The organism is Bacillus sp. Xin1 (genome assembly GCF_013314535.1).
Lineage (GTDB): Bacteria > Bacillota > Bacilli > Bacillales > Bacillaceae_G > Bacillus_A.
Window position 1 is genome coordinate 1 of record NZ_JABUAE010000053.1, and the last position, 22,105, is coordinate 22,105.

A 22,105-nucleotide genomic window follows, 5' to 3' on the forward strand; every position below is an offset into this window, starting at 1 on the left:
CGCGGTCTTTTTTTATCATTACGCTGTAATCCAAGCCTCATCAGCTGGATTTTTACGCCATTCTTGTAATTTCTTCGTTTCAGCTTCTCCGATCATACCTTTTTCAGCTGCTACTTCAGTTAATGCACTGTAGTCACTTAAAGAATATGATGCTACGTTTGCTGCTGCTAGTTTTTCTTTTCCTGCTTCAAGCTCGTATGTGAAGATTGATACGATTCCTAATACTTCACAACCTGCTTCACGAAGTGCTTCTACACAAGTAATTGCACTACCACCAGTTGAAATAAGGTCTTCTACTACAACTACTTTTTGACCTTTTTCTGCTTTTCCTTCAATTTGGTTCCCTTTACCATGACCTTTTGCTTTACTACGTACGTAGCACATTGGTAAATCCATACGATCGCTTACCCATGCTGCGTGCGCAATACCAGCAGTTGCTGTTCCTGCAATAACTTCTACAGTTGGGAAGTGCTCTTTGATTAACGTCTCTAATCCTGAAGCAATCGCTTGACGTACTTTTGGATAAGATAATGTTAAACGGTTATCACAATAAATTGGTGATTTCATACCAGAAGACCAAGTGAATGGATCATTTGGTTGTAAAAATACTGCTCCAATTTCTAATAAATGCGATGCGATTTCTTTTTTCATACTGTTACACCTTCCCACTGTTGTTTTACTGTTTTATACGCTTCAAGCGGATTTTCTGCTTTTGTAATACTACGCCCAACTACGATGTAACTTGAACCAAGTTCCTTCGCACGTTTCGGTGTTGCAACACGCACTTGGTCATTTACATCATCACTTGCAAGACGAATCCCCGGTGTTACTGTTACAAATTCATCTCCGCATACTTCACGTAATTTTGGAACTTCAAGCGTTGAACAAACAACTCCATCAAGTCCACTTTCTTTCGTTAATTTTGCATAATGAGCAACCGCTTCTTCTAACGTTTTCTCAATGCCGATCTCTTTTTTCATCATAGCTTCCGAAGTGCTTGTTAATTGTGTAACTGCAATACAAATCGGTCTCTCTTTTCCTTCTTGCTTACCTTCCTCTAATCCCTCGATCGCAGCTTTCATCATACTACTTCCCCCAGCAGCATGAACGTTCACCATATCAACATCTAGACTAGCTAGGCTGCGCATAGCGCTTTTTACTGTATTCGGAATATCATGAAGCTTTAAATCTAGAAAGATTTTATGTCCTTTTTCTTTTAAGTGCGTAATAATTGCTGGTCCTTCTTTATAAAACAACTCCATACCAACTTTGACAAATAACTCTTCCCCTTCAAAGTGTTGTAAAAATTGTTCCACCTCTTGTTTCCCTGGAAAATCTAGTGCAACAATTAGCGACTGTGACATACTTGCTTCCAGCTCCTTCCTTGACATTCCGAAATGTGATCAAATCCTAATTCATCTAGTAATGCTGGTAATTCTTCAATAATTGTTGGACATACAAATGGATCAACAAAGTTCGCTGTACCAACTGCAACTGCACTTGCACCTGCATAGAAGAATTCAATTACATCTTCCGCTGATTCAATACCACCCATTCCGATAATTGGAATATTAACCGCTTGGCTTACTTCATGTACCATACGAATCGCTACTGGCTTAATTGCAGGACCTGATAGTCCGCCTGTACGGTTTGCTAAAATTGGTTTAGCTGTTTTTAAATCTAGACGCATACCAAGCAATGTATTAATCATCGTTAAACCATCTGCACCTGCATTTTCAATTGCTTTTGCAATTTCCACAATGTTTGCCACGTTCGGTGACAACTTCACATATACAGGTACTTCAGAAACCTCTTTTACTCGCTTCGTTAAATCAGCAGCAACTTCAGGATTAGTACCAAAAGCGATACCACCTGTTTTTACGTTTGGGCAAGATATATTCAATTCTAGTGCATAAACATTAGGCGCTTTAGAAATTTCCTTTGCAACCGCTACGTAATCCTCAGCTTGTGAACCTGCAACGTTCGCAATGATTGGAAGGTCAAATTGTTCTAACCACGGTAATTCAGAACTCATTACTTTTTCTAATCCTGGGTTTTGAAGTCCTATCGCATTTAACATTCCACCTGGTGTTTCAGCAACACGAGGTGTTGGATTTCCATAGCGCGGTTGTTCTGTCGTTGCTTTAATCATGATTGAGCCTAGTATACTTAAATCGTAAAACTGTGCGTACTCACGACCAAATCCAAAGCATCCAGATGCCGGTATTATTGGATTTTTTAATGATAATCCTGGTAATTCAACTTGCAGTCTGCTCATAGTACAACCTCCCCGATTGGAAATACTGGTCCGTCGCTACACACCTTCTTGTAAGAATGTCCACTTGGATCTTCTTGTAAGTGGCATACGCAGGCGAAACAAGCTCCAATACCACAACCCATACGTTCTTCTAATGAAATATAGGCTTTTCTCTCTTTGTAACGGCCTTCTAATGCACGAAGCATCGCTAACGGGCCACATGAATACAGAATATCAAAGTCAATTCCATAGTTATCAATTACATCTGTGACAAATCCTTTTGTACCGTGTGTACCGTCAACTGTCGCAACGTACGTATCACCAAGTTCTGCAAATTTTTCTTCATAGAAAACAACATCTTTTGTTTGGAAACCTAAGATGTGAATGACACGTACACCTTTTGCAACAAGACGCTGTGATAACTCATAAAGTGGTGGTACACCAATTCCCCCGCCTACTAACAAAGCAGTTTGTTCAGCTTCCGCTTCTTCTACAGGAAAGCCGTGTCCTAGTGGCCCTAGCACGTCTACCATTTCACCTTGTTTTCTATTTGCTAATGTTTTTGTCCCTTGTCCCTCCGCACGATATAGCATTGTAAATTCGTTCTTCTCTTGATCGACATTACAAATACTAATCGGGCGGCGCAGAAGGGGCGCAATGCCCTCTGCTACCTTAATGTGTACAAACTGCCCTGGTTCGTTCATTTGCTGTACTAGATTTCCTTGAAGCACTAATTCGTAAATGTTTTTTGCGATTTCTTTTTGATTAACGACGATCATATTTTGCTTTTGCATCATGCATGTACCACCTCTTGCTTTGGCGCGATTTCTTTCATTGAATGAGCTGAGAATGTCATAGATTCTAATACTCTTAAGATTGCTCTCGTTGTATCAAGTGATGTTAAGCAAGCTACACCATTCTCTACAGACTCACGGCGAATTCGGAAACCATCACGTGCTGGTTGTTTTCCTTTTGTTAATGTATTGATTACAAACTGTGCTTTTCCTTGACGAATGATATCAAGTAAGTTGTAGTCTTCAGAATCAATTTTGTTTACAACTTGCACCGGAATGTTTTGCTCTGTTAACGATTTTGCTGTTCCAGCTGTTGCTAATAAGTTATAGCCGATTTCATGGAAACGTTTTGCAATTTCCATTGCTTCTTCTTTGTCTTTATCTGCTACAGTAATAATTACTGATCCGTGGGTTGGAATGTTAATTCCTGAAGCAACAAGACCTTTATATAGTGCTTTTTCAAGTGTTAAGTCTTTACCCATTACTTCCCCTGTTGATTTCATTTCAGGTCCTAATGTTGTATCAACTGAGCGTAGTTTCGCAAATGAGAATACTGGAGCCTTCACATACACTTCCTTCTCTTCTGGGTGATAGCCAGTTCCATATCCTTGTTCTACAAGGTTTTGACCTAAAATAACTTTCGTTGCAACATTCGCCATCGGTACGCCTGTAATTTTACTTAAGAATGGTACTGTACGGCTCGCACGTGGATTTACTTCAATTACATACACTTGATCTTCGAATAATACAAACTGGATATTTAGTAATCCAACAATGTTTAATCCTTTTCCAAGTGCAATTGTATTTTCGATAATTTGCTCTTTCAGTTTTGCAGATAAGCTTTGTGGTGGATATACTCCAATTGAGTCACCAGAGTGAACACCAGCACGTTCAATATGTTCCATAATACCTGGAATGAACACATTTTCTCCGTCTGAAATTGCATCTACTTCAATTTCTTTACCTACCATGTAGCGGTCAATTAATACTGGGTGATCTGCATGCACTTTAACCGCATTTTTCATGTAGTGCAGTAGTTCTTCTTGACGGTATACGATTTCCATCGCACGTCCACCTAGTACGTAAGATGGTCTTACTAATACTGGGTAACCAATTTCTTCAGCGATTGCTACCGCTTGTTCTACAGTTGTTGCTGTTTTACCAACTGGTTGTGGGATACCTAGCTGTGTTAATGCAGCTTCGAATTTATCCCGATCTTCTGCACGGTCTAAATCTTCAAGTGATGTTCCTAAAATTTTCACACCATGCGCTTCTAATTTTGCAGCTAAGTTAATCGCCGTTTGTCCACCGAACTGAACGATAACACCTTCTGGCTTTTCTAAATCAATGATGTGCATTACATCTTCAATCGTTAATGGTTCAAAGTATAATTTGTCAGAAATACTGAAGTCTGTTGAAACTGTTTCTGGGTTATTGTTTATAATAATTGCTTCATATCCAGCTTCTTTAATTGCCCATACTGAGTGAACTGTTGCGTAGTCAAACTCCACACCTTGACCGATACGGATTGGACCAGATCCTAGTACAACTACACTTTTACGATCTGTTACAATTGATTCATTCTCATCACCATATGTGCTGTAGTAGTATGGTGTTGCAGATTCAAACTCTGCCGCACAAGTATCTACCATTTTAAATACTGGTGTCATATTATTTTCTTTACGCATATCGTAAATTTCGCGCTCAGTTTTGTTCCAAGCTGCTGCGATGTAGTGGTCGCTGAAGCCCATTTCTTTCGCAGATTGTAACACTTCCATATTTCCTACATTCGCTTTTACTTCGCGTTCCATGTTTACGATGTTTTCAACTTTTTGTAAGAAGAAGAAGTCCATTTCACACCATGAGTTGATTTCTTCTTTCGTTACACCTTGACGGATTGCTTCTGCTACAATAAACAAGCGCTCATCATCAGCTTTTATAATACGTTTTTTCATTGTTTCTTTATCAAGCTCTTTTAAGTGGTCTAACTCTAGATGATAAATACCTAACTCTAAAGAACGAACCGCCTTTAATAATGATTCTTCTAAGTTACGTCCGATTGACATAACTTCACCAGTTGCCTTCATCTGTGTGCCAAGCGTTCTGTTCGCTGATTCAAACTTATCAAATGGCCAACGTGGAATTTTTGAAACAACATAGTCTAATGCTGGCTCGAAACAAGCATATGTTTTTTGAGTTACTGGGTTTACAATTTCATCTAATGTTAAGCCGACTGCAATTTTCGCTGCTAATTTCGCAATTGGGTATCCAGTTGCTTTAGATGCAAGTGCAGATGAACGACTTACACGTGGATTTACTTCAATTACATAGTATTGGAAGCTATATGGATCAAGCGCTAGCTGAACGTTACATCCACCTTCAATTCCTAATGCACGAATAATTCGTAATGAAGTGTTACGTAACATTTGATACTCACGATCACTTAATGTTTGGCTCGGTGCTACAACGATAGAATCACCTGTGTGAACCCCAACCGGATCGATATTTTCCATGTTACATACTACAATTGCGTTATCATTTGAATCACGCATTACTTCGTATTCAATTTCCTTACACCCAGCAATACTTTTCTCTAATAAACATTGTGTTACTGGGCTATGTTTTAAACCACTTGTTACGATTTCAATTAACTCTTCTTCGTTATGGCAAATACCGCCGCCCGTTCCGCCTAACGTGAATGCCGGACGAACAATTACTGGGTAACCAATTTCGTTTACGAACCCATATGCTTCATCAAGGTTATGAATGATTTCACTTGGTGGTGTTGGTTCATTTAAATCTTGCATTAATGTACGGAATAAATCACGATCTTCCGCTTGCTCGATTGCTGATAATTTTGTTCCTAAAATTTCAACTCCGCACTCGTCAAGTACGCCTGACTTTGCAAGTTCAACCGCCATGTTTAAGCCTGTTTGACCACCTAATGTTGGTAAGATTGCATCTGGGCGTTCTTTACGAATAATACGGCTTACGAATTCTAATGTTAATGGCTCAATGTATACTTTATCTGCTGTTGCAGTATCTGTCATAATTGTTGCTGGGTTAGAGTTAACAAGGATTACTTTGTAACCTTCCTCTTTAAGAGATTGACAAGCTTGTGTACCAGAGTAATCAAACTCCGCTGCTTGCCCAATTACAATTGGTCCTGATCCGATTACTAAAATTGTGTTAATGTCTAGGCGTTTTGGCATAACTCTTCCCCTTCTTTCTTGAAGTTTTCAATCATTGTTAAGAAATCTTCGAATAAATCATTTGCATCTTCTGGTCCTGCTGAAGCTTCTGGATGATATTGTACTGTAAATGCTGGGAACTTCTTATGACGAAGCCCTTCTACTGTTCCATCATTTAAAGCTACATGTGTAATTTCAAGCTCTGTATTTTTAACTGATTCTTCTTCTACTGCGTAACCGTGGTTTTGAGAAGTAATTGCTACTTTTCCAGTTGCAAGATGTTTTACTGGATGGTTTAAACCACGGTGACCGAATTTCAACTTACTTGTATTCGCACCAGATGCTAGAGCGAACAATTGATGTCCTAGGCAAATTCCGAATAAAGGAACTTTACCGATAATGTCTTTTAACATTTCAATTGCTTCTGGTACATCTTTTGGATCCCCAGGTCCATTACTTAACATAATTCCATCTGGGCTTAGGCGTAAAATTTCTTCTGCTGTTGTATTGTAAGGTACAACAATCACATCACAATCGCGTTTATTTAATTCTCGCAAGATACCATGTTTCATTCCGAAGTCAACAAGTACAACACGATGACCGCGGCCTGGGCTTGGGTATGGATCTTTTGTTGACACGCGTTTTACATGATCTGTAAAGACTGTCGCTTTTAATTGGCTAACGATATACTCTACATCCGCATCCATGTTGCAAAGGCGACCGCGTAATGTTCCATATTGACGAATTTTTCGTGTTAATTTTCTTGTATCAATTCCTGCGAGTCCTGGAATGTTTCTTTCTTTTAAGTAATCATTTAACGAAATTTCATTACGGAAGTTTGATGGGTGATCACAAATTTCGTTTACGATTAAGCCATTTACAGATGGGTGAATTGATTCAAAATCGTCACGGTTAATGCCGTAGTTTCCGATTAATGGGTACGTAAATGTTACAATTTGACCGCAATATGATGGATCAGATAATGTTTCTTGATATCCAGTCATTCCTGTTGTAAATACAACCTCACCTGACTTTTCGATTTCTCCTCCGAAACCTTTTCCAATTAATACTGTTCCATCTTCTAAGATAAGTTGTCTTTTCATACTAATGCACTCTCCTTTTGCCATGCGATCTTACCACCAACGATTGTCATTACCGGCCATCCTTGGCATTTCCAACCTGCGAATGGTGTATTTTTTCCTTTTGATAAGAATGTTGTTGGGTCAATCTCTTCTTCTTGTTCTAAATCAATGATTGTAATATCAGCGGATCTTCCTTCTTTCAGGCGACCTGCTTCTAAGCCGAATGTATCCGCTGGTTTTTCTGTTAAGAATTGAATTAACTGTTCTAGTGTGATAATTCCTTTTTTCACAAGGTTCGTATATAAAAGTGGGAATGCTGTTTCAAAACCAGTAATTCCGAATGGTGCTCTTTCAATACCCTGTGCTTTCTCTTCCGCTGTATGCGGTGCATGATCAGTTGCGATCATATCAATCGTTCCATCTAATAGCCCTTCAATTAACGCTGCGTGATCTTCTTTTCCACGAAGCGGTGGGTTCATTTTAAAGTTTGGATCAGCTGACGGGATATCATCTTCACATAATACTAAGTGGTGCGGTGTTACTTCTGCTGTTACTTTAATTCCAGCACGTTTTGCATCACGAATCACTCGTACAGATCCTTTTGTACTTACGTGACATACGTGATAGTGACAATCTGCTGCTTCCGCAAGCAATATGTCCCGGGCAATATGTACAGATTCACATACTGATGGGATACCGTTTAATCCATGCTTCTCAGAAAACTTCCCTTCATGTACACAACCTTTATTAATCAATGTATTTTCTTCGCAGTGTGCCACGACTGCCATATTTAATTTCGCTGCACGCTTCATAGCAGCTAGCATCATGCTTGCATCTTGTACGCCTACTCCATCGTCAGTAAACGCGAATGCACCAAGTTCTTTTAATGTTTCAAAGTCTGTTATTTCAGAACCTGCTTGGCGTACTGTTATTGCTCCATATGGGAGTACATTTACATGTGCTTTTTCCTTAATTCGCTTTTGCAAGTCTTCCATATGTTCTTTGCTGTCTGGTACTGGGCGTGTATTTGGCATTGCACAAATTGTTGTGAAACCACCTTTTGCTGCTGCAAGTGTACCAGTTTCAATTGTTTCTTTATGTTCACCACCCGGTTCGCGAAGATGAACGTGTACATCTACTAGTCCAGGTGAGATTAACTTTCCGTTTACATCGATTACTTCAGCATTATCTGCCGTAATATTTTCTGCTACTTTCGCAATTTTACCGTCTTGTACGAGAAGATCTGTTGCTACAATATTTCCTTCTTCATTTAGGTAACGTCCATTTTTAAACAAATAATTCATATTTCATTCCTCCTAATACATTTGGTAATGCACGTTTTAGTACAGCCATTCTTACGTAAACTCCGTTTTCCATCTGTTTGAATATGCGAGAACGCTCACACTCAACGAGCTCACTCGCAATTTCTACATCACGGTTTACAGGAGCTGGATGCATAATAATGCTTCCTTGTTTCATACGTTTTTCTCGTTCAATTGTTAAACCGTGCTCGTTATGATATTCTTTCATGATGTCTGTTTCATAATGGTCATGACGCTCATGTTGCACACGAAGTAACATCATCACATCAACTTCTGGAACAAGTGCATCTAAACTTTTGTATGTTCCGAATGTGTTTGTTTCATCTTTCCACTCTTCCGGGCTAGCAAAGTAAATTGTTGCTCCTAGTTTCGTTAATGCTTCAGCATTAGATCGTGCTACTCGGCTATGGCGAATATCTCCAACAATTGCAATCTTTAATCCTTCGAAGCTCCCAAACTCTTGTTTAATTGTTAGAAGGTCTAATAGACATTGCGTTGGGTGATTTCCACATCCATCGCCTGCATTTAGGATTGGAATGTTTACTTTATTTTTTAACTCGTCAAAGTAGCGATCTTGCTGATGGCGGATGACTACTGCTTTTGTTCCGATTGATTCTAGTGTTCTTATCGTATCGTATAACGTTTCTCCTTTTTGTACGCTAGATGAATCTGCTTCGAAATTTAACACATCAAGTCCTAATTTCTTCTCGGCAACTTCGAAGCTAAACTTTGTTCTTGTACTGTTTTCAAAGAATAAGTTCGCTACAAATGTTTGCTCTGTTGTTTTTTTCTCTTTTCCATTCGCAAAATCTTCTGCGTCTTTTAGGATTTCTGAAATCTCTTGTTTCGATAGTTCACTCATCGTTAACAAATGGCTCATTGTCATCCCTCATCTTTCTCGTTTTTATGATAACACTTTTGTATTAATATAACAATAATCGCATAAAAATACCCTAGTCATGTGAGACTAGGGTGCAAGAAAGAAGCTCCCCTTTTTCGTCTCACAGGACTCAATTAAAAGGTTGTTGTTATGAAGCAATCTGCTTAGATTGTTGTTTCTGTTTCATTTCAGGTAACAGTAGATTTAATAGTACACCAACGATTGCTGCCAGCGCCATGCCTTCTACTTGGAATGATTCTCCGACACGAAGTACCGCCCCACCAATACCGATTACAAGTATAACCGATGCGATCATTAAGTTGCGTTTGTCACTTAAATCTGTTTTATCGTCTACCATCATGCGTAAACCGCTTGATGCGATTACACCGAATAATAAGATTGATACACCACCCATAACCGGTGTTGGAATCGAATGAATTAGTGCTGAAATCTTACCGATAAACCCGAACATAATGGCGAATACTGCTGAACCGATGAATAAGTATACACTGTACGCTCTCGTAATTGCTAGCACACCGATGTTTTCACCGTATGTTGTATTCGGTGGTCCACCTATTAATGATGCGATCAATGTTGCCACACCATCACCGAAGATTGAGCGATGTAAGCCTGGTTTTTCAATTAGATCTCTTTTAATAACATTTCCAAGTACAATTTGATGTCCGATATGTTCTGAGATTGTTACGAGTGCGACTGGTACCATTAAGAGTACAATCTTCCATGAAAACTCTGGAGTATATGTTACAAATGGTATTGTGAAGTCTGGTACGTCAAACCATTTTGCCTCAGCTACCGGTTTTAAATCTACAAGCCCTTGGAAGTAAGCGAAGATATATCCTCCGATGATTCCAAGCAATACTGGTATGATACTGAAAAATCCTCTTCCAAATATGGAGCAAATGATTGTAATAGCTAATGTTACTAACGCTACTGAAAAGTGTGTAAAGCTGTACTTGCCATCCGCACCGTTCATCGCCATGTTAACTGCTGTGTGTGCTAAAGCTAAACCGATAACCATTACGACTGGACCAACTACGATTGGCGGAAGTAATTTCATAATCCATTCTGAACCAGATTTTTTAATTCCGATTGAAATTAAGAGATACACAAGTCCTGCTAGTATTCCACCAAGCATCGCAGCTCCCGGTCCACCCGCTGTTTTTGCTGTAATAATTGGTGCGATAAACGCGAATGATGATCCTAGATATGCTGGTACTTGACCTTTTGTTATAAGAAGGAACGCTAATGTTCCTAATCCACTTGAGATTAAAGCAACTGATGGATTCAGTCCTGTTAAAAACGGAACAAGCACTGTTGATCCGAACATCGCAAATAAATGTTGTATACTTAAAAATAACCATGTTCCCGGCTTCGGTACTTCATGAATGTCTAACACTGGCTTTTGCTCCATTGTTACATCCTCCTTCAGTTTAAAACTTTGCAATAAAAAAACTCTTTGTGACTGTGCACAAAGAGTCCTATACTTTCGTATGCCAAATTTGACATACGAAAGCCAAGACCCTTTGGCAGCCTCACAGGACTACATTTAAAAGGGCTTACTTATCATATATACTTACTCGATCTTGTTGATCTGTCTCTTGCAAATCAACTTCGATACGCTCTTCACTTGATGTTGGAATGTTCTTTCCTACGTAATCAGCGCGAATCGGTAATTCACGGTGACCTCTATCTACAAGAACAGCTAATTGAATTTGTGATGGTCTTCCTAAATCCATAAGAGCATCCATCGCAGCTCGAACTGTTCTTCCTGTATATAATACATCATCTACAAGGATTACTTTCTTCTTCGTAATATCTACAGGGATATCTGAACCTTTTACTAACGGTTCTTTATTTTTTGATTGAAGGGTTAAATCATCACGATATAGTGTAATGTCTAATTCCCCTACTTCAATCTCTTTTCCTTCAATTTGACCAATGCGCTCTGCTAAACGCTTTGCAATAAAGATACCACGTGTTTTAATTCCGACAAGAACACAATTATCAACACCTTTATTACGTTCCACAATTTCATGACTAATACGTGTTAAAGCGCGGCGAATCATTTGGTCATCTAAAACGACAGCTTTTTCTTGCATGCTCTACACCTCCAAGCTTTTTTCTTGCGTGAGAGGAATGGTATAAAAAAAGTCCTCTCAGCGTGTGCGAGAGGACTTTTGAAAAAAGGGTACAGCATACCCTGAGTATTTCAAACCGTTACCTTCTCAACCTCACGGGGCTGTGTTAAAGGATCATTATTTAACTGTAGTCAGTATCTCAGTTTTCTTATGATTTGTCAATACTATTTCCGTAAAATATTTAGCGTTTCTTCAAATACTTCTGGAATCGGTGCCTCAAACTCAATATATTCACCAGTACGAGGGTGATCAAACCCTAAAATCCCTGCATGAAGCGCCTGTCCATTTATATCTAATGTTTTTTTCGGACCATATTTTGGATCTCCTGCAAGTGGATATCCAATATATTTCATATGAACACGGATTTGATGTGTACGCCCTGTTTCTAAACGACATTCAACAAGTGTGAAATCTTTAAATCGTTCTAATACTTGAAAATGCGTAACAGCATTCTTACCATTTTCATCAACGGCCATACTTTGACGTTCTTTCTTATCACGACCAATCGGAGCATCGATTGTTCCTTTATCATGTGGAATTACGCCGTGAACAATTGCTTTATAGCGTCTTGTTACTGTTTTTTCCACAAGCTGATTTACAAGAGATTCATGCGCCATGTCATTTTTAGCAACCATTAATAAACCAGATGTGTCTTTATCAATACGATGCACAATACCAGGACGCATTACACCGTTAATACCTGATAAATCTGTGCAATGATACATTAATCCATTTACAAGTGTGCCACTTATATGTCCAGGAGCTGGATGTACAACCATACCGCGTGGTTTATTAACAACTAATACATCTGCATCCTCATAATAAATTTCTAAGTTCATATCTTCTGCACGAATATCTAGTTCTTCTGGTTCTGGAATCGCTACCGCAATTTCATCATTTTCTTTTACTTTATAATTCCCTTTAATGTCGTTTCCATTTACGGTTACAACGCCATCTTTAATCCACTGTTGTACCTGTGAACGTGACCATTCGTTGTTTATTCCCGCAAGAAACTTATCAATCCGTTCGCTCTTTTGTTCTTCTTTAACTGTTACTTGTACTACTTCGCTCATTCAATTACTCCTTCATTTTCTTTCCTTCTAATAATGTTTGAATAATAATTAATACAACACCAATACATAAAGCTGAGTCAGCTATGTTAAATACCGGATAATTGTATGAAAAAATATACACGTGAATGAAATCCACCACTTCTTGTCTAAATACACGATCAATAAAATTGCCAATTGCTCCGCCTAAAATAAGACCTAATGAAACCCCTAGGAGCCTATCTGTTTTTGCATACTTTTTCATATAAATTACGATAAAACCTACAAAAACAATTGTAATAATATAGAAGAACCACATTTGACCTTCTAAAATCCCCCAAGCAGCTCCTCTATTCCGATGTGATGTTATGTATAATACATTATCGATAATCGGGATACTTGTACCTAATTCCATGTTCTTTACAATTAACCATTTCGATACTTGATCGATAGCAATGACAAATAAGGCTATTAAATAATATATCATTTTCATTTCCCCCACAAAGACAGTGTACCTCAAAATTTTAGCATAGCTACGGTCTTTTCACAATGAACCTTTACGGAAGAATAAAATAAAACGAAAAAAGGTAACATAATATCATTGTGCTTATCAAATATTTACTTTTTCATATAAAAATTCATGAACTGTACGTGCTGTGGGCATCATTTGCATTTGCTTTACAGGAATATACTTCCCAGTTTCTTCACAAATCCCATACATATCGATTTCCATTTTAAATAACGCTCGTTCCACATCTTTTAAATCTTCTCTTATATCATGTAAAAATAATTTCTTTTTTGCATCTTCCTTCATTTCATATCCTAGCTCTTGTCCAAATTCCACATGATACGCGTGCATCGCTTCTTTTGCCAGTCGCTCCTGTAATTCTTTTTTCATCAATTGCAATTCTTCTTTGATTTCCATGTAGATTTCATTCACGTGTACATTCCTCCCGGCTGCAATGTACCGTTAGTGTGTCCGAAATTTTCTCACTTACCGCTCACACATTTTTCCTTCATAGGAAAGTGCTTAAAATCCAATAGAAACCTTTAACAATCAAATTCTCGATACATCTACCGCATGCCAAGAAGAACCTTTACTGAATACAAAAACTGACTGCAGTAATTAGCAGTCAGTTTTTTTACTATCACATCATTATTTCACATAATTTTCTTTTACAACTGTCGCACAACGCTCACATAATGTTTCATGCTCAGCGTCTTTGCCAATTGTTTCAGAAACAACCCAGCAACGTTCACATGTTTCACCAGTTGCCTGCACTACAACAACAGCTGTATGCTCATATTTTGGAGCACCTTCTGGGGCCTCCTCCATTGTGCCACCTAGTTTGTACTCAGAAACAATAAACAATTGTTTTAAATCTTCGCTGATAGACTCTAACATTTGTTTCATTTCTGCAGTTGGATAAAGTGTAATACTTGCATTCAATGACTTACCAATTACTTTTTCATTACGAGCAACTTCTAACGCTTTTAATACGTCGTCGCGAAGTGTCATAAATGCATCCCATTTTGTTTTTAACGCTTCAGCGCCTTCTACTTCCACTGCTTCTGGCATATTAGTTAGCTGAACACTTTCTTCTACAACACCAGGAATGTATGGCCATACTTCATCCGCTGTATGAGGTAAGATTGGTGTTACAAGCTTTGTTAATGCAACAAGAACATCATACAGTACTGTTTGAATTGCACGGCGGTCCGAATGATTCGCAGCTTCAATATATAAAATGTCTTTTGCAAAGTCTAAATAGAATGAACTTAAATCAATTGTACAGAAGTTATGAATTGCATGATATACTGCCGCAAAATCATATGTTTCATATGCTTCTTTTACTTTTGTAATTAAGTCATTTAATTTCACTAACATGTAGCGATCTACTTCACGTAGTTCAGCTTTTGCTACTGCATCTTGACTTGGATTAAAGTCAGCTAAGTTTCCTAATAAGAAACGGAATGTGTTACGGATTTTACGATATACTTCTGCAACTTGTTTTAAAATGTCATCTGAAATACGTACATCAGATTGGTAATCAACAGAAGATACCCATAAGCGTAAAATATCTCCGCCTAATTGATCCATAATTTTCTTCGGTACAACAATATTCCCGATAGATTTACTCATTTTACGACCTTCACCGTCTAGTACGAACCCATGACTTAGAACACCTTTATATGGCGCTTTACCAGTTACTGCAACTGCTGTTGATAAAGAAGAGTTAAACCAACCACGATATTGATCAGATCCTTCTAAGTATAAATCAGCAGGACGTTGCAAGTCCTCACGCTCTTCTAATACAGCTTGGTGAGAAGAACCTGAATCAAACCATACATCCATAATGTCTGTTTCTTTACGGAATTCACCATTTGGACTAGATGGATGTGTAAATCCTTCTGGTAATAAATCTTTTGCTTCACGTTCAAACCATACGTTAGAACCGTTCGCACGGAATAGATCCGCTACATGATTAATTGTTTCATCTGTAATAATTGGATCGCCATTTTCTGCATAGAAGACAGGAATTGGTACACCCCAAGCACGTTGACGAGAAATACACCAGTCACCACGGTCACGAACCATATTATGAAGACGTGTTTCACCCCATGCTGGTACCCATTTCGTTTCTTCAACAGCTTGCAATAACTCCTTACGGAATGCTTCAATAGATGCAAACCACTGCGCTGTCGCACGGAAGATAATTGGTTTTTTCGTTCTCCAGTCATGTGGATAAGAATGCGTAATAAATGTTAATTTTAATAACGCACCAACTTCTTCTAATTTTTCTGTAATAGGTTTATTCGCTTTATCATAGAATAAGCCTTCAAATCCAGGTGCTTCACTTGTTAGTACACCTTTATCATCAACTGGGCAAAGAACTTCTAAGCCGTATTGCTTACCAACAAGGAAGTCATCTTCCCCGTGTCCAGGTGCTGTATGTACACAACCTGTACCAGCATCTGTTGTAACATGCTCTCCAAGCATAACTAACGAATCACGGTCATAGAATGGATGCTTCGCAACTGTATATTCAAGTTCGCTACCTTTAACTGTTTTCACAACTTCCGCATTTTCCCATTCAAGCGTTTTTGAAACTGTGTCAAATAGCTCAGAAGCAATGATATATTTTTCATCATTTACTTTCACAATGCTATATTCAAGCTCTGGATGAACAGAAATACCTAAGTTTGCCGGCAAAGTCCAAGGCGTTGTTGTCCAAATGATAAATTTCTCATCACCTTCTAATACGTTTTTCCCGTCTTTTACTGGGAATGCTACGTAAATAGATGCTGATTTTTTATCTTTATATTCAATTTCAGCTTCGGCTAAAGCAGATTCACTTGTTGGAGACCAATAAACAGGCTTTTGCCCTTTATAGATGTAACCTTTTTTCGCCATTTCACCAAACACTTTAATTTGTTGTGCTTCATATGCTGGCTCTAAAGTGATATATGGATTATCCCAATCTGCACGTACACCTAGACGTTTAAACTGCTCACGTTGACGATCTACTTGTTCGTATGCATACTCTGCACATAATTTACGGAATTCTGCAACCGTCATCTCTTTACGCTTTACGCCTTTATTTGTTAAAGCTTGTTCAATCGGCAACCCATGTGTATCCCATCCTGGTACATATGGTGCGCAATATCCAGTCATCGATTTGTAACGAACAATAAAATCTTTTAATACTTTATTTAAAGCGTGTCCCATATGAATGTCACCATTCGCATATGGAGGACCATCATGCAGTACAAATAAAGGACGCCCTTTTGTATGTTCTTGTACTTTTTCATAAATGTTCATCTCAGCCCATTTTTCTTGCATTGCTGGCTCACGTTTTGGTAAATTCCCACGCATTGGGAATTCTGTTTTCGGCATTAGTAATGTATTTTTGTACTCCATGCTCAATTCCTCCTCGAATCTATAAAAGAAAAAGACCTTTTTTCTAAATAAATAGAATAAAAAAGAGACCTTCTCATCCCCCAAAAAGGGACGAGAAAGTCTCCCGCGGTACCACCCTAGTAGACCATGCGTGTATGCAATGATCCTCTTTATATTCTTAACGCGAATATACGCCTACGCTTACTTTTTGTTCAGCGCGGAACTCCAGGGTGATATTCCCATTTATCTCCTTATCCTGAGCTTACACCATCCTCAGTTCGCTATATAAGGTATGAAAAAGGTACTTATCCCTATCTTCGTTTTTCTTAATAAATATGTTGTTTAAAATTATATGTAATAATGAGAAAAACGTCAAGCTTACACTGTTTCTTCTTTCTTTAACAGCTCGTCCACTTCTTCTTCTAACTCAATTAATTTATCCCAATCATCATTGTTTAGCATTTCAAGCTGTGCTTCTAATAGCATACGGAAACGAGTGCGGAATACTTTCGCCTGCTTCTTTAATTCTTCAATATCAAATGCAACTTTTCTTGATTTTACTAAAGCTTCATTAATGATACGATCTGCATTCTTCTCTGCTTCTCGTACAATTAATTTTGCTTCTTTTTGTGCATTACGCTTTACTTCTTCCGCCGCTTCTTGTGCAACAACGATAGATTTATTTAGCGTATCTTCAATGTTAGAGAAATGATCTAACTTTCCTTCTAATTGCGCAACTTTTTCTTCTAATGCTTTCTTCTCACGAATGACTAATTCATAATCTTTGATGATTTGATCAAGAAACTCATTTACTTGATCCTCATCATAGCCACGGAATCCGCGACCAAATTCTTTGTTATGAATATCTAATGGTGTTAACGGCACAAACGCCACCTCCAAGTAGTTATCTAAATTTTCCTCTTTTAATTATATCTTTTCTTCGACAAAATAAGAGATTTTCCTTCTAAAAAACCAATCATTTTAGTATACCATACAAAACTCTCCATTTATCACGTTTCGTTTTTCCTTCTACAGAAAATAATTTACTTCGGCCATATCCCTTTACTGAAAAAACATCTCCAGGAAAGCACTCATATGCCGTTTGTTCTGTTATTTTCCAATTCACCTTCACAAGACCATTTTTTATGAGTGGTTGTACCTTTTGACGTGATATATGAAGCATTTCAGCTAGCACAACATCTAAACGAAGTGATGAAACAGTCCCAGACTGCTCTTTCCATTCTTCTTGTAACCGCAATATTTTCTCTGCTTGCACAGAGGAAAGTGAGACCTTCATTTTACCTATGGATTGTAAATTCATTTCAATGTATGAAGCAACTTCTTTTGCAACTACAATTTGGGCACGATTTTCTTGAAGCAAAATATCACCGCACTTTTCTCTTGTTAAACCAAGAGACATAAATGCACCTAATATTTGCCGATGTTCAAGCGTATAAAATTTGGAAGGATAGTCAATTTCTAATACTTCAATTTGAAACTCTTCTTCATTTAAATCGAGATAATTCGGATAAATAAGAGCTCTTTTTCTTTCTGCTTTTGGCGCTACACCATAAAACTTCAAAGTAGCGTCTCCTTGATTCCCCATAATCGTCGAAACAATCTGCTGCTGACGCGGATCAAGAAAATCCGTTAATTTCACTTGATGATACTCTTCAGCCATCTGTTTCCATTCTAACGCTTTGTCAACAAAGACAGCTTCTTCAGGTCTAAAATGCTCATAGATGTTCATTCATTTAACCTCTTATTACAGGAAATAATTAAACAAACTTACTAAACCACTACTAGCCAATCTCAACGCAATAATTGCAACAATTGGAGAAATATCAATCATTCCGAAAGGTGGGATAAACCTCCGAAATGGTTCTAAATATGGTTCACAAATACGCGATAGAAAATCCCCAAATGTTGATTCTCTTGCTCCTGGAAACCATGATAGAAGAATATAGATAATAAGCGCCCAGGAATAAATCTGGATGATCCAAAGCAACGCTTGTAAAATAATTGTCATGGCTTATTACCACCTCTTTATATTTGTCTCTTCCTCTTCACCGAACAACTCAGAAATGGCCCCAACAATATCCACAGTCTCAGGTGTACAAATAAATGTTTTCGGTCCTAGTTTTTGAATATCCCCGCCTATAGCGTATACAGTACCACTTAAAAAGTCAACGATACGCACAGCTTGATCTGTTGACATTCTTTGCAAATTAATGACAACCGCTCTTCTTCCCTTTAAATGATCCGCAATCCCTTGTGCTTCCGAATATGTACGCGGCTCTAATAAAACAACTTTAGAAGACTGTTTGGCTGTTTCGATACTTACAATGTTTTGTTTCGGCTGTGCTTTCGTAAGTGGAATATCCTGCTGCTCTGGGGGATCTTGTTGTTTTTTCATTTCAACTTGCTCCTTTTCCTTTTCGTAAGCTTCTCGCTCTTCTGGTGTGTCAAAAAAGAAGTATTTTACTTTTGACCAACTCATAATAACATTCTCCTTCCTTTTACGCTTTTCCTACTAAAATCGTTCCCAAACGAATATATGTAGCACCTTCTTCAATGGCAATTGTATAATCATTTGACATTCCCATCGATAGTTCTTTACACGGAGCATATGATAACCCTAGTTCTTGCACTTGCTTTTGCAATCCACGCAATGTCCTAAAACAATGACGAATCCCTGCTTCTTCCCCAGTAAATGGTGCCATTGTCATTAATCCAACAACTTCAATTTTATCAAATTCTTGCAGAGCACGAATAAACGCAATTGTTTCTTCAACTGCTATCCCTTGCTTTGATTCTTCAGACGACGTTTTTACTTGTACAAAACATCGAACCTGCTTTGTAGCACGCTTTTGAATTTCTTTTGCAAGTGAAATACGATCTAATGAATGCAAATAATCAATCTCATTAATAATTTCTTTTACTTTTCTCGTTTGTAATGAACCGATGAAATGCCAATTTACTTTTGAACCAAAATGCTCATACTTCTGTAAAAAACCTTCATTACGATTCTCACCTAAATCAGTAAGTCCAGCTTCTATTACTTCATTTGTTTTTTCAATTCCTACCGTTTTTGTTACTGCAACGAGCTTAATCTCTTCTGCCAAGCGCTCTGCTCGTTCACACGCTTTTTTGATTTCCTCATTTACAAATGCTAAATTCTCTTGCACTACCACTTGTTTTCAATCCTCCTTAAAGCCTATGAAACTCAACATTCTTCCTGTTTTTCCTCGATCACGACGATGTGAGAAAAACAATTGTTCTTCACAGCTTGTACAAAGAGATGACATCACAATATGCTCATCTTTTATGCCCGCTTGTAAGCATAATATACGATTGATTTCTTTTAAATCAATTGCATATTGCCCGTCTGAAATCACTTTATATGGAACAGGTCCGTTTATCGCTTGTTTTGCTGCTGATAATACACGATCATCAACTACATAACAGCAGGACCCAATGGCTGGTCCAATTGCAACATAAATCTCATGAGCTGGTATCCCTTCTGCACTCCACTTTTGAATCATTTCTTTTGCAATTTCTTTTACAGTTCCTTTCCATCCAGCATGTGCAAGTCCTATCATACCATGTGATGGCGCATAGAAATAGAGTGGAACACAATCGGCATAGCAAGATGTTAAACATACATCTCTATCAGTTGTATAAATACCATCTGTATTTGGAATACCATCTTCATACAAGTAGATTCCTCGCCCTTTTTCCCCTTGGCCTACTTTTTCAACGTGATGATCATGAACTTGCTCTGAACAAATCCAATTTTCTAATGGTTTTTGTAACTTGCCCGCTAAAATCCGTCTATTTTCATGAACATTCTCCATCGTATCATTCACATGTAATCCTAAATTCATCGCCTGGAAGGAACCTGTACTTACTCCACCATCTTTCGTCGTAAATCCTGCAAAAATATTTCCAAGTTCTTTCCACGCTTGTAAATATAATATACCGTCCTCATATATAAATGGTTCTCTCATAAAGCGGCTCCTTTTAATAAAATAACATAAAAAAGCATGGTACTTCCTGTCTATTTTACCATACTTTTATTTTTCCATAATGACAACATAAAAAAAAGAGGAATTTGTAATATTCTTTAAGAAATTGTCGGTGTTTGTATTGATTCTGTTACAGAATTGACATGATCAGCCCTTACTAATATTACATCCTCTCCAATTTTTACAATTTGTTTCCACGGAATAACAAACTCCGCCTCTTTTCCAAATATACCTAGCATTCGTGCTTGTTTTGAAATAATAACAGCTTGAATCTTCCCAGTGTTCATATCAATATCTATATCGCTAATGTTTCCAAGCTTTTTTCCATCAGAAACATTTACAACATCCTTAATTTGAAACTCTGAAATCCGCATCATTGCCATTCTCCCCTTCTATGTCACTATTTGTAGTTGATAAGTTTTCTCCTTCAATTTTACTTTATTGTTATTATATGAACACGTAATCTTTCCTATGAACAGAATCTCAAGGCACGCAACATAAAAAAGATCTCATCTTAACTGATGAGACCTTATCCTTGAATTGTCTTATTCATTTGTTTAATTGCTGATTTTTCAAGGCGTGATACTTGTGCTTGAGAAATTCCAATTTCTTCGGCAACTTCCATTTGTGTTTTCCCTTGAAAAAAACGTTTTCGAATGATCATTTTTTCACGATCATTTAATCGTTTCATTCCTTCTTTCAATGCCAATTCTTCGACCCATTGCTCGTCCCTTTGTTTATCATCACTTAGTTGATCCATTACAAATATAGGGTCGCCCCCATCATTATAGATTGGTTCAAATAATGATACTGGATCTTGAATGGCATCAAGTGCAAAAACAATCTCTTCATGTGTTACTTCAAGCACTTTTGCAATATCCATTGCCGTTGGCTCTTTTGAATTTTCAGCAATTAACTTTTCTCTTACCTGTAATGCTTTATACGCGATATCTCGCAGTGAACGAGAGACGCGGATTGGATTGTTATCACGCAAATATCTACGGATTTCCCCAATAATCATTGGCACAGCATATGTTGAAAATTTAACATTTTGGCTTAAGTCAAAGTTATCAATGGATTTCATAAGTCCAATGCAGCCGACTTGAAATAAATCATCAACAAATTCTCCTCTGTTGTTAAATCGCTGAATGACGCTCAGTACAAGACGTAAGTTTCCATTTACTAATTTCTCTCTTGCGCTTATCTCTCCACTTTGCATTTCTCGGAATAATTTACGCATTTCTTCATTTTTTAGTACTGGAAGTTTAGCTGTATCAACACCGCAAATTTCTACTTTGTTTCTCGTCAAAGTGTTCCCTCCTATCGGGAGTTGCTGTACAGTGTAAAGTATCTCCTTTGGAGGGAATTTTATGCATACCGTTTTCCTAGTACTTTCAAATAAAAAATACAATAAAACCAATCGGAATACCGATTGGTTTTAT

22 protein-coding genes and 1 other annotated feature are annotated in these 22,105 nt (G+C 37.8%); all 22 genes read right to left on the bottom strand.

From position 1 onward, the window contains the following. Positions 1–18: 18 nt before the first annotated feature. Positions 19–651, bottom strand: coding sequence for an orotate phosphoribosyltransferase (pyrE, locus tag HRG09_RS24905; protein WP_174103526.1), 633 nt, complete (start codon positions 649–651; stop codon positions 19–21). Then, positions 648–1,364 carry an orotidine-5'-phosphate decarboxylase gene (gene pyrF / locus HRG09_RS24910; RefSeq protein WP_174103527.1) on the bottom strand — a complete coding sequence of 239 codons (717 nt, stop codon included), beginning with the start codon at positions 1,362–1,364 and terminating at the stop codon, positions 648–650. The genes pyrE and pyrF overlap by 4 nt, the downstream gene beginning before the upstream one ends. Next, a complete protein-coding gene (gene pyrD / locus HRG09_RS24915) occupies positions 1,349–2,278 on the bottom strand; it encodes a dihydroorotate oxidase B catalytic subunit (protein WP_174103528.1) in 930 nt (309 codons plus the stop codon). Before pyrD ends, pyrF begins: the two co-directional genes overlap by 16 nt. Then, on the bottom strand, positions 2,275–3,054 hold the full coding sequence (pyrK, locus tag HRG09_RS24920; RefSeq protein ID WP_174103529.1) for a dihydroorotate oxidase B electron transfer subunit: 780 nt from the start codon (positions 3,052–3,054) through the stop codon (positions 2,275–2,277). The genes pyrD and pyrK overlap by 4 nt, the downstream gene beginning before the upstream one ends. Beyond that, complete coding sequence (gene carB / locus HRG09_RS24925; RefSeq protein WP_174103530.1) at positions 3,051–6,263, bottom strand: carbamoyl-phosphate synthase large subunit; 3,213 nt, start codon at positions 6,261–6,263, stop codon at positions 3,051–3,053. The genes pyrK and carB overlap by 4 nt, the downstream gene beginning before the upstream one ends. Next, positions 6,248–7,345 carry a carbamoyl phosphate synthase small subunit gene (locus tag HRG09_RS24930; RefSeq protein WP_174103531.1) on the bottom strand — a complete coding sequence of 366 codons (1,098 nt, stop codon included), beginning with the start codon at positions 7,343–7,345 and terminating at the stop codon, positions 6,248–6,250. The genes carB and HRG09_RS24930 overlap by 16 nt, the downstream gene beginning before the upstream one ends. Beyond that, the gene (gene pyrC, locus HRG09_RS24935) at positions 7,342–8,628 is read right to left on the bottom strand and encodes a dihydroorotase (protein WP_174103532.1); all 1,287 of its coding nucleotides are present in this window, start codon (positions 8,626–8,628) and stop codon (positions 7,342–7,344) included. The genes HRG09_RS24930 and pyrC overlap by 4 nt, the downstream gene beginning before the upstream one ends. Continuing rightward, positions 8,612–9,526 (bottom strand): aspartate carbamoyltransferase catalytic subunit, encoded by a 915-nt coding sequence (locus HRG09_RS24940; RefSeq protein WP_174103533.1) that lies wholly within the window; start codon positions 9,524–9,526, stop codon positions 8,612–8,614. Before HRG09_RS24940 ends, pyrC begins: the two co-directional genes overlap by 17 nt. 148 nt (positions 9,527–9,674) lie before the next feature. After that, positions 9,675–10,958: a uracil permease gene (gene uraA, locus HRG09_RS24945; protein WP_174103534.1), complete on the bottom strand. Its 1,284-nt coding sequence runs from the start codon at positions 10,956–10,958 to the stop codon at positions 9,675–9,677. A gap of 145 nt (positions 10,959–11,103) precedes the next feature. Then, positions 11,104–11,646, bottom strand: coding sequence for a bifunctional pyrimidine operon transcriptional regulator/uracil phosphoribosyltransferase (gene pyrR / locus HRG09_RS24950; RefSeq protein ID WP_174103535.1), 543 nt, complete (start codon positions 11,644–11,646; stop codon positions 11,104–11,106). 203 nt (positions 11,647–11,849) lie between these two features. After that, a complete protein-coding gene (locus HRG09_RS24955) occupies positions 11,850–12,758 on the bottom strand; it encodes an RluA family pseudouridine synthase (RefSeq protein ID WP_174103536.1) in 909 nt (302 codons plus the stop codon). 4 nt (positions 12,759–12,762) lie between these two features. After that, complete coding sequence (lspA, locus tag HRG09_RS24960) at positions 12,763–13,221, bottom strand: signal peptidase II (protein WP_174103537.1); 459 nt, start codon at positions 13,219–13,221, stop codon at positions 12,763–12,765. Positions 13,222–13,344: 123 nt separating this feature from the next. Further along, positions 13,345–13,674, bottom strand: coding sequence for a TraR/DksA C4-type zinc finger protein (locus HRG09_RS24965; RefSeq protein ID WP_174103538.1), 330 nt, complete (start codon positions 13,672–13,674; stop codon positions 13,345–13,347). A gap of 216 nt (positions 13,675–13,890) precedes the next feature. Continuing rightward, complete coding sequence (ileS2, locus tag HRG09_RS24970; RefSeq protein ID WP_174103539.1) at positions 13,891–16,656, bottom strand: isoleucine--tRNA ligase; 2,766 nt, start codon at positions 16,654–16,656, stop codon at positions 13,891–13,893. 83 nt (positions 16,657–16,739) lie between these two features. After that, positions 16,740–16,962, bottom strand: a binding site (T-box leader). A gap of 51 nt (positions 16,963–17,013) precedes the next feature. Further along, positions 17,014–17,520 carry a septum site-determining protein DivIVA gene (gene divIVA, locus HRG09_RS24975; RefSeq protein ID WP_016116021.1) on the bottom strand — a complete coding sequence of 169 codons (507 nt, stop codon included), beginning with the start codon at positions 17,518–17,520 and terminating at the stop codon, positions 17,014–17,016. 91 nt (positions 17,521–17,611) lie between these two features. Next, positions 17,612–18,385, bottom strand: a complete 774-nt coding sequence (locus HRG09_RS24980; protein ID WP_174103540.1) for a YlmH family RNA-binding protein — start codon at positions 18,383–18,385, stop codon at positions 17,612–17,614. A gap of 15 nt (positions 18,386–18,400) precedes the next feature. Further along, complete coding sequence (locus HRG09_RS24985; protein ID WP_174103541.1) at positions 18,401–18,664, bottom strand: YggT family protein; 264 nt, start codon at positions 18,662–18,664, stop codon at positions 18,401–18,403. 6 nt (positions 18,665–18,670) lie between these two features. Beyond that, positions 18,671–19,135 carry a cell division protein SepF gene (locus tag HRG09_RS24990; RefSeq protein WP_174103542.1) on the bottom strand — a complete coding sequence of 155 codons (465 nt, stop codon included), beginning with the start codon at positions 19,133–19,135 and terminating at the stop codon, positions 18,671–18,673. Positions 19,136–19,154: 19 nt separating this feature from the next. Continuing rightward, positions 19,155–19,829 carry a YggS family pyridoxal phosphate-dependent enzyme gene (locus tag HRG09_RS24995; protein ID WP_174103543.1) on the bottom strand — a complete coding sequence of 225 codons (675 nt, stop codon included), beginning with the start codon at positions 19,827–19,829 and terminating at the stop codon, positions 19,155–19,157. A 6-nt stretch (positions 19,830–19,835) separates the two neighbouring features. Further along, complete coding sequence (gene pgeF, locus HRG09_RS25000) at positions 19,836–20,645, bottom strand: peptidoglycan editing factor PgeF (protein ID WP_174103544.1); 810 nt, start codon at positions 20,643–20,645, stop codon at positions 19,836–19,838. 116 nt (positions 20,646–20,761) lie between these two features. After that, the gene (locus tag HRG09_RS25005) at positions 20,762–21,040 is read right to left on the bottom strand and encodes a YlmC/YmxH family sporulation protein (RefSeq protein ID WP_174103545.1); all 279 of its coding nucleotides are present in this window, start codon (positions 21,038–21,040) and stop codon (positions 20,762–20,764) included. Positions 21,041–21,192: 152 nt separating this feature from the next. Continuing rightward, positions 21,193–21,972, bottom strand: a complete 780-nt coding sequence (gene sigG, locus HRG09_RS25010; protein ID WP_003199794.1) for an RNA polymerase sporulation sigma factor SigG — start codon at positions 21,970–21,972, stop codon at positions 21,193–21,195. Between the last annotated feature and the right edge of the window lie 133 nt (positions 21,973–22,105).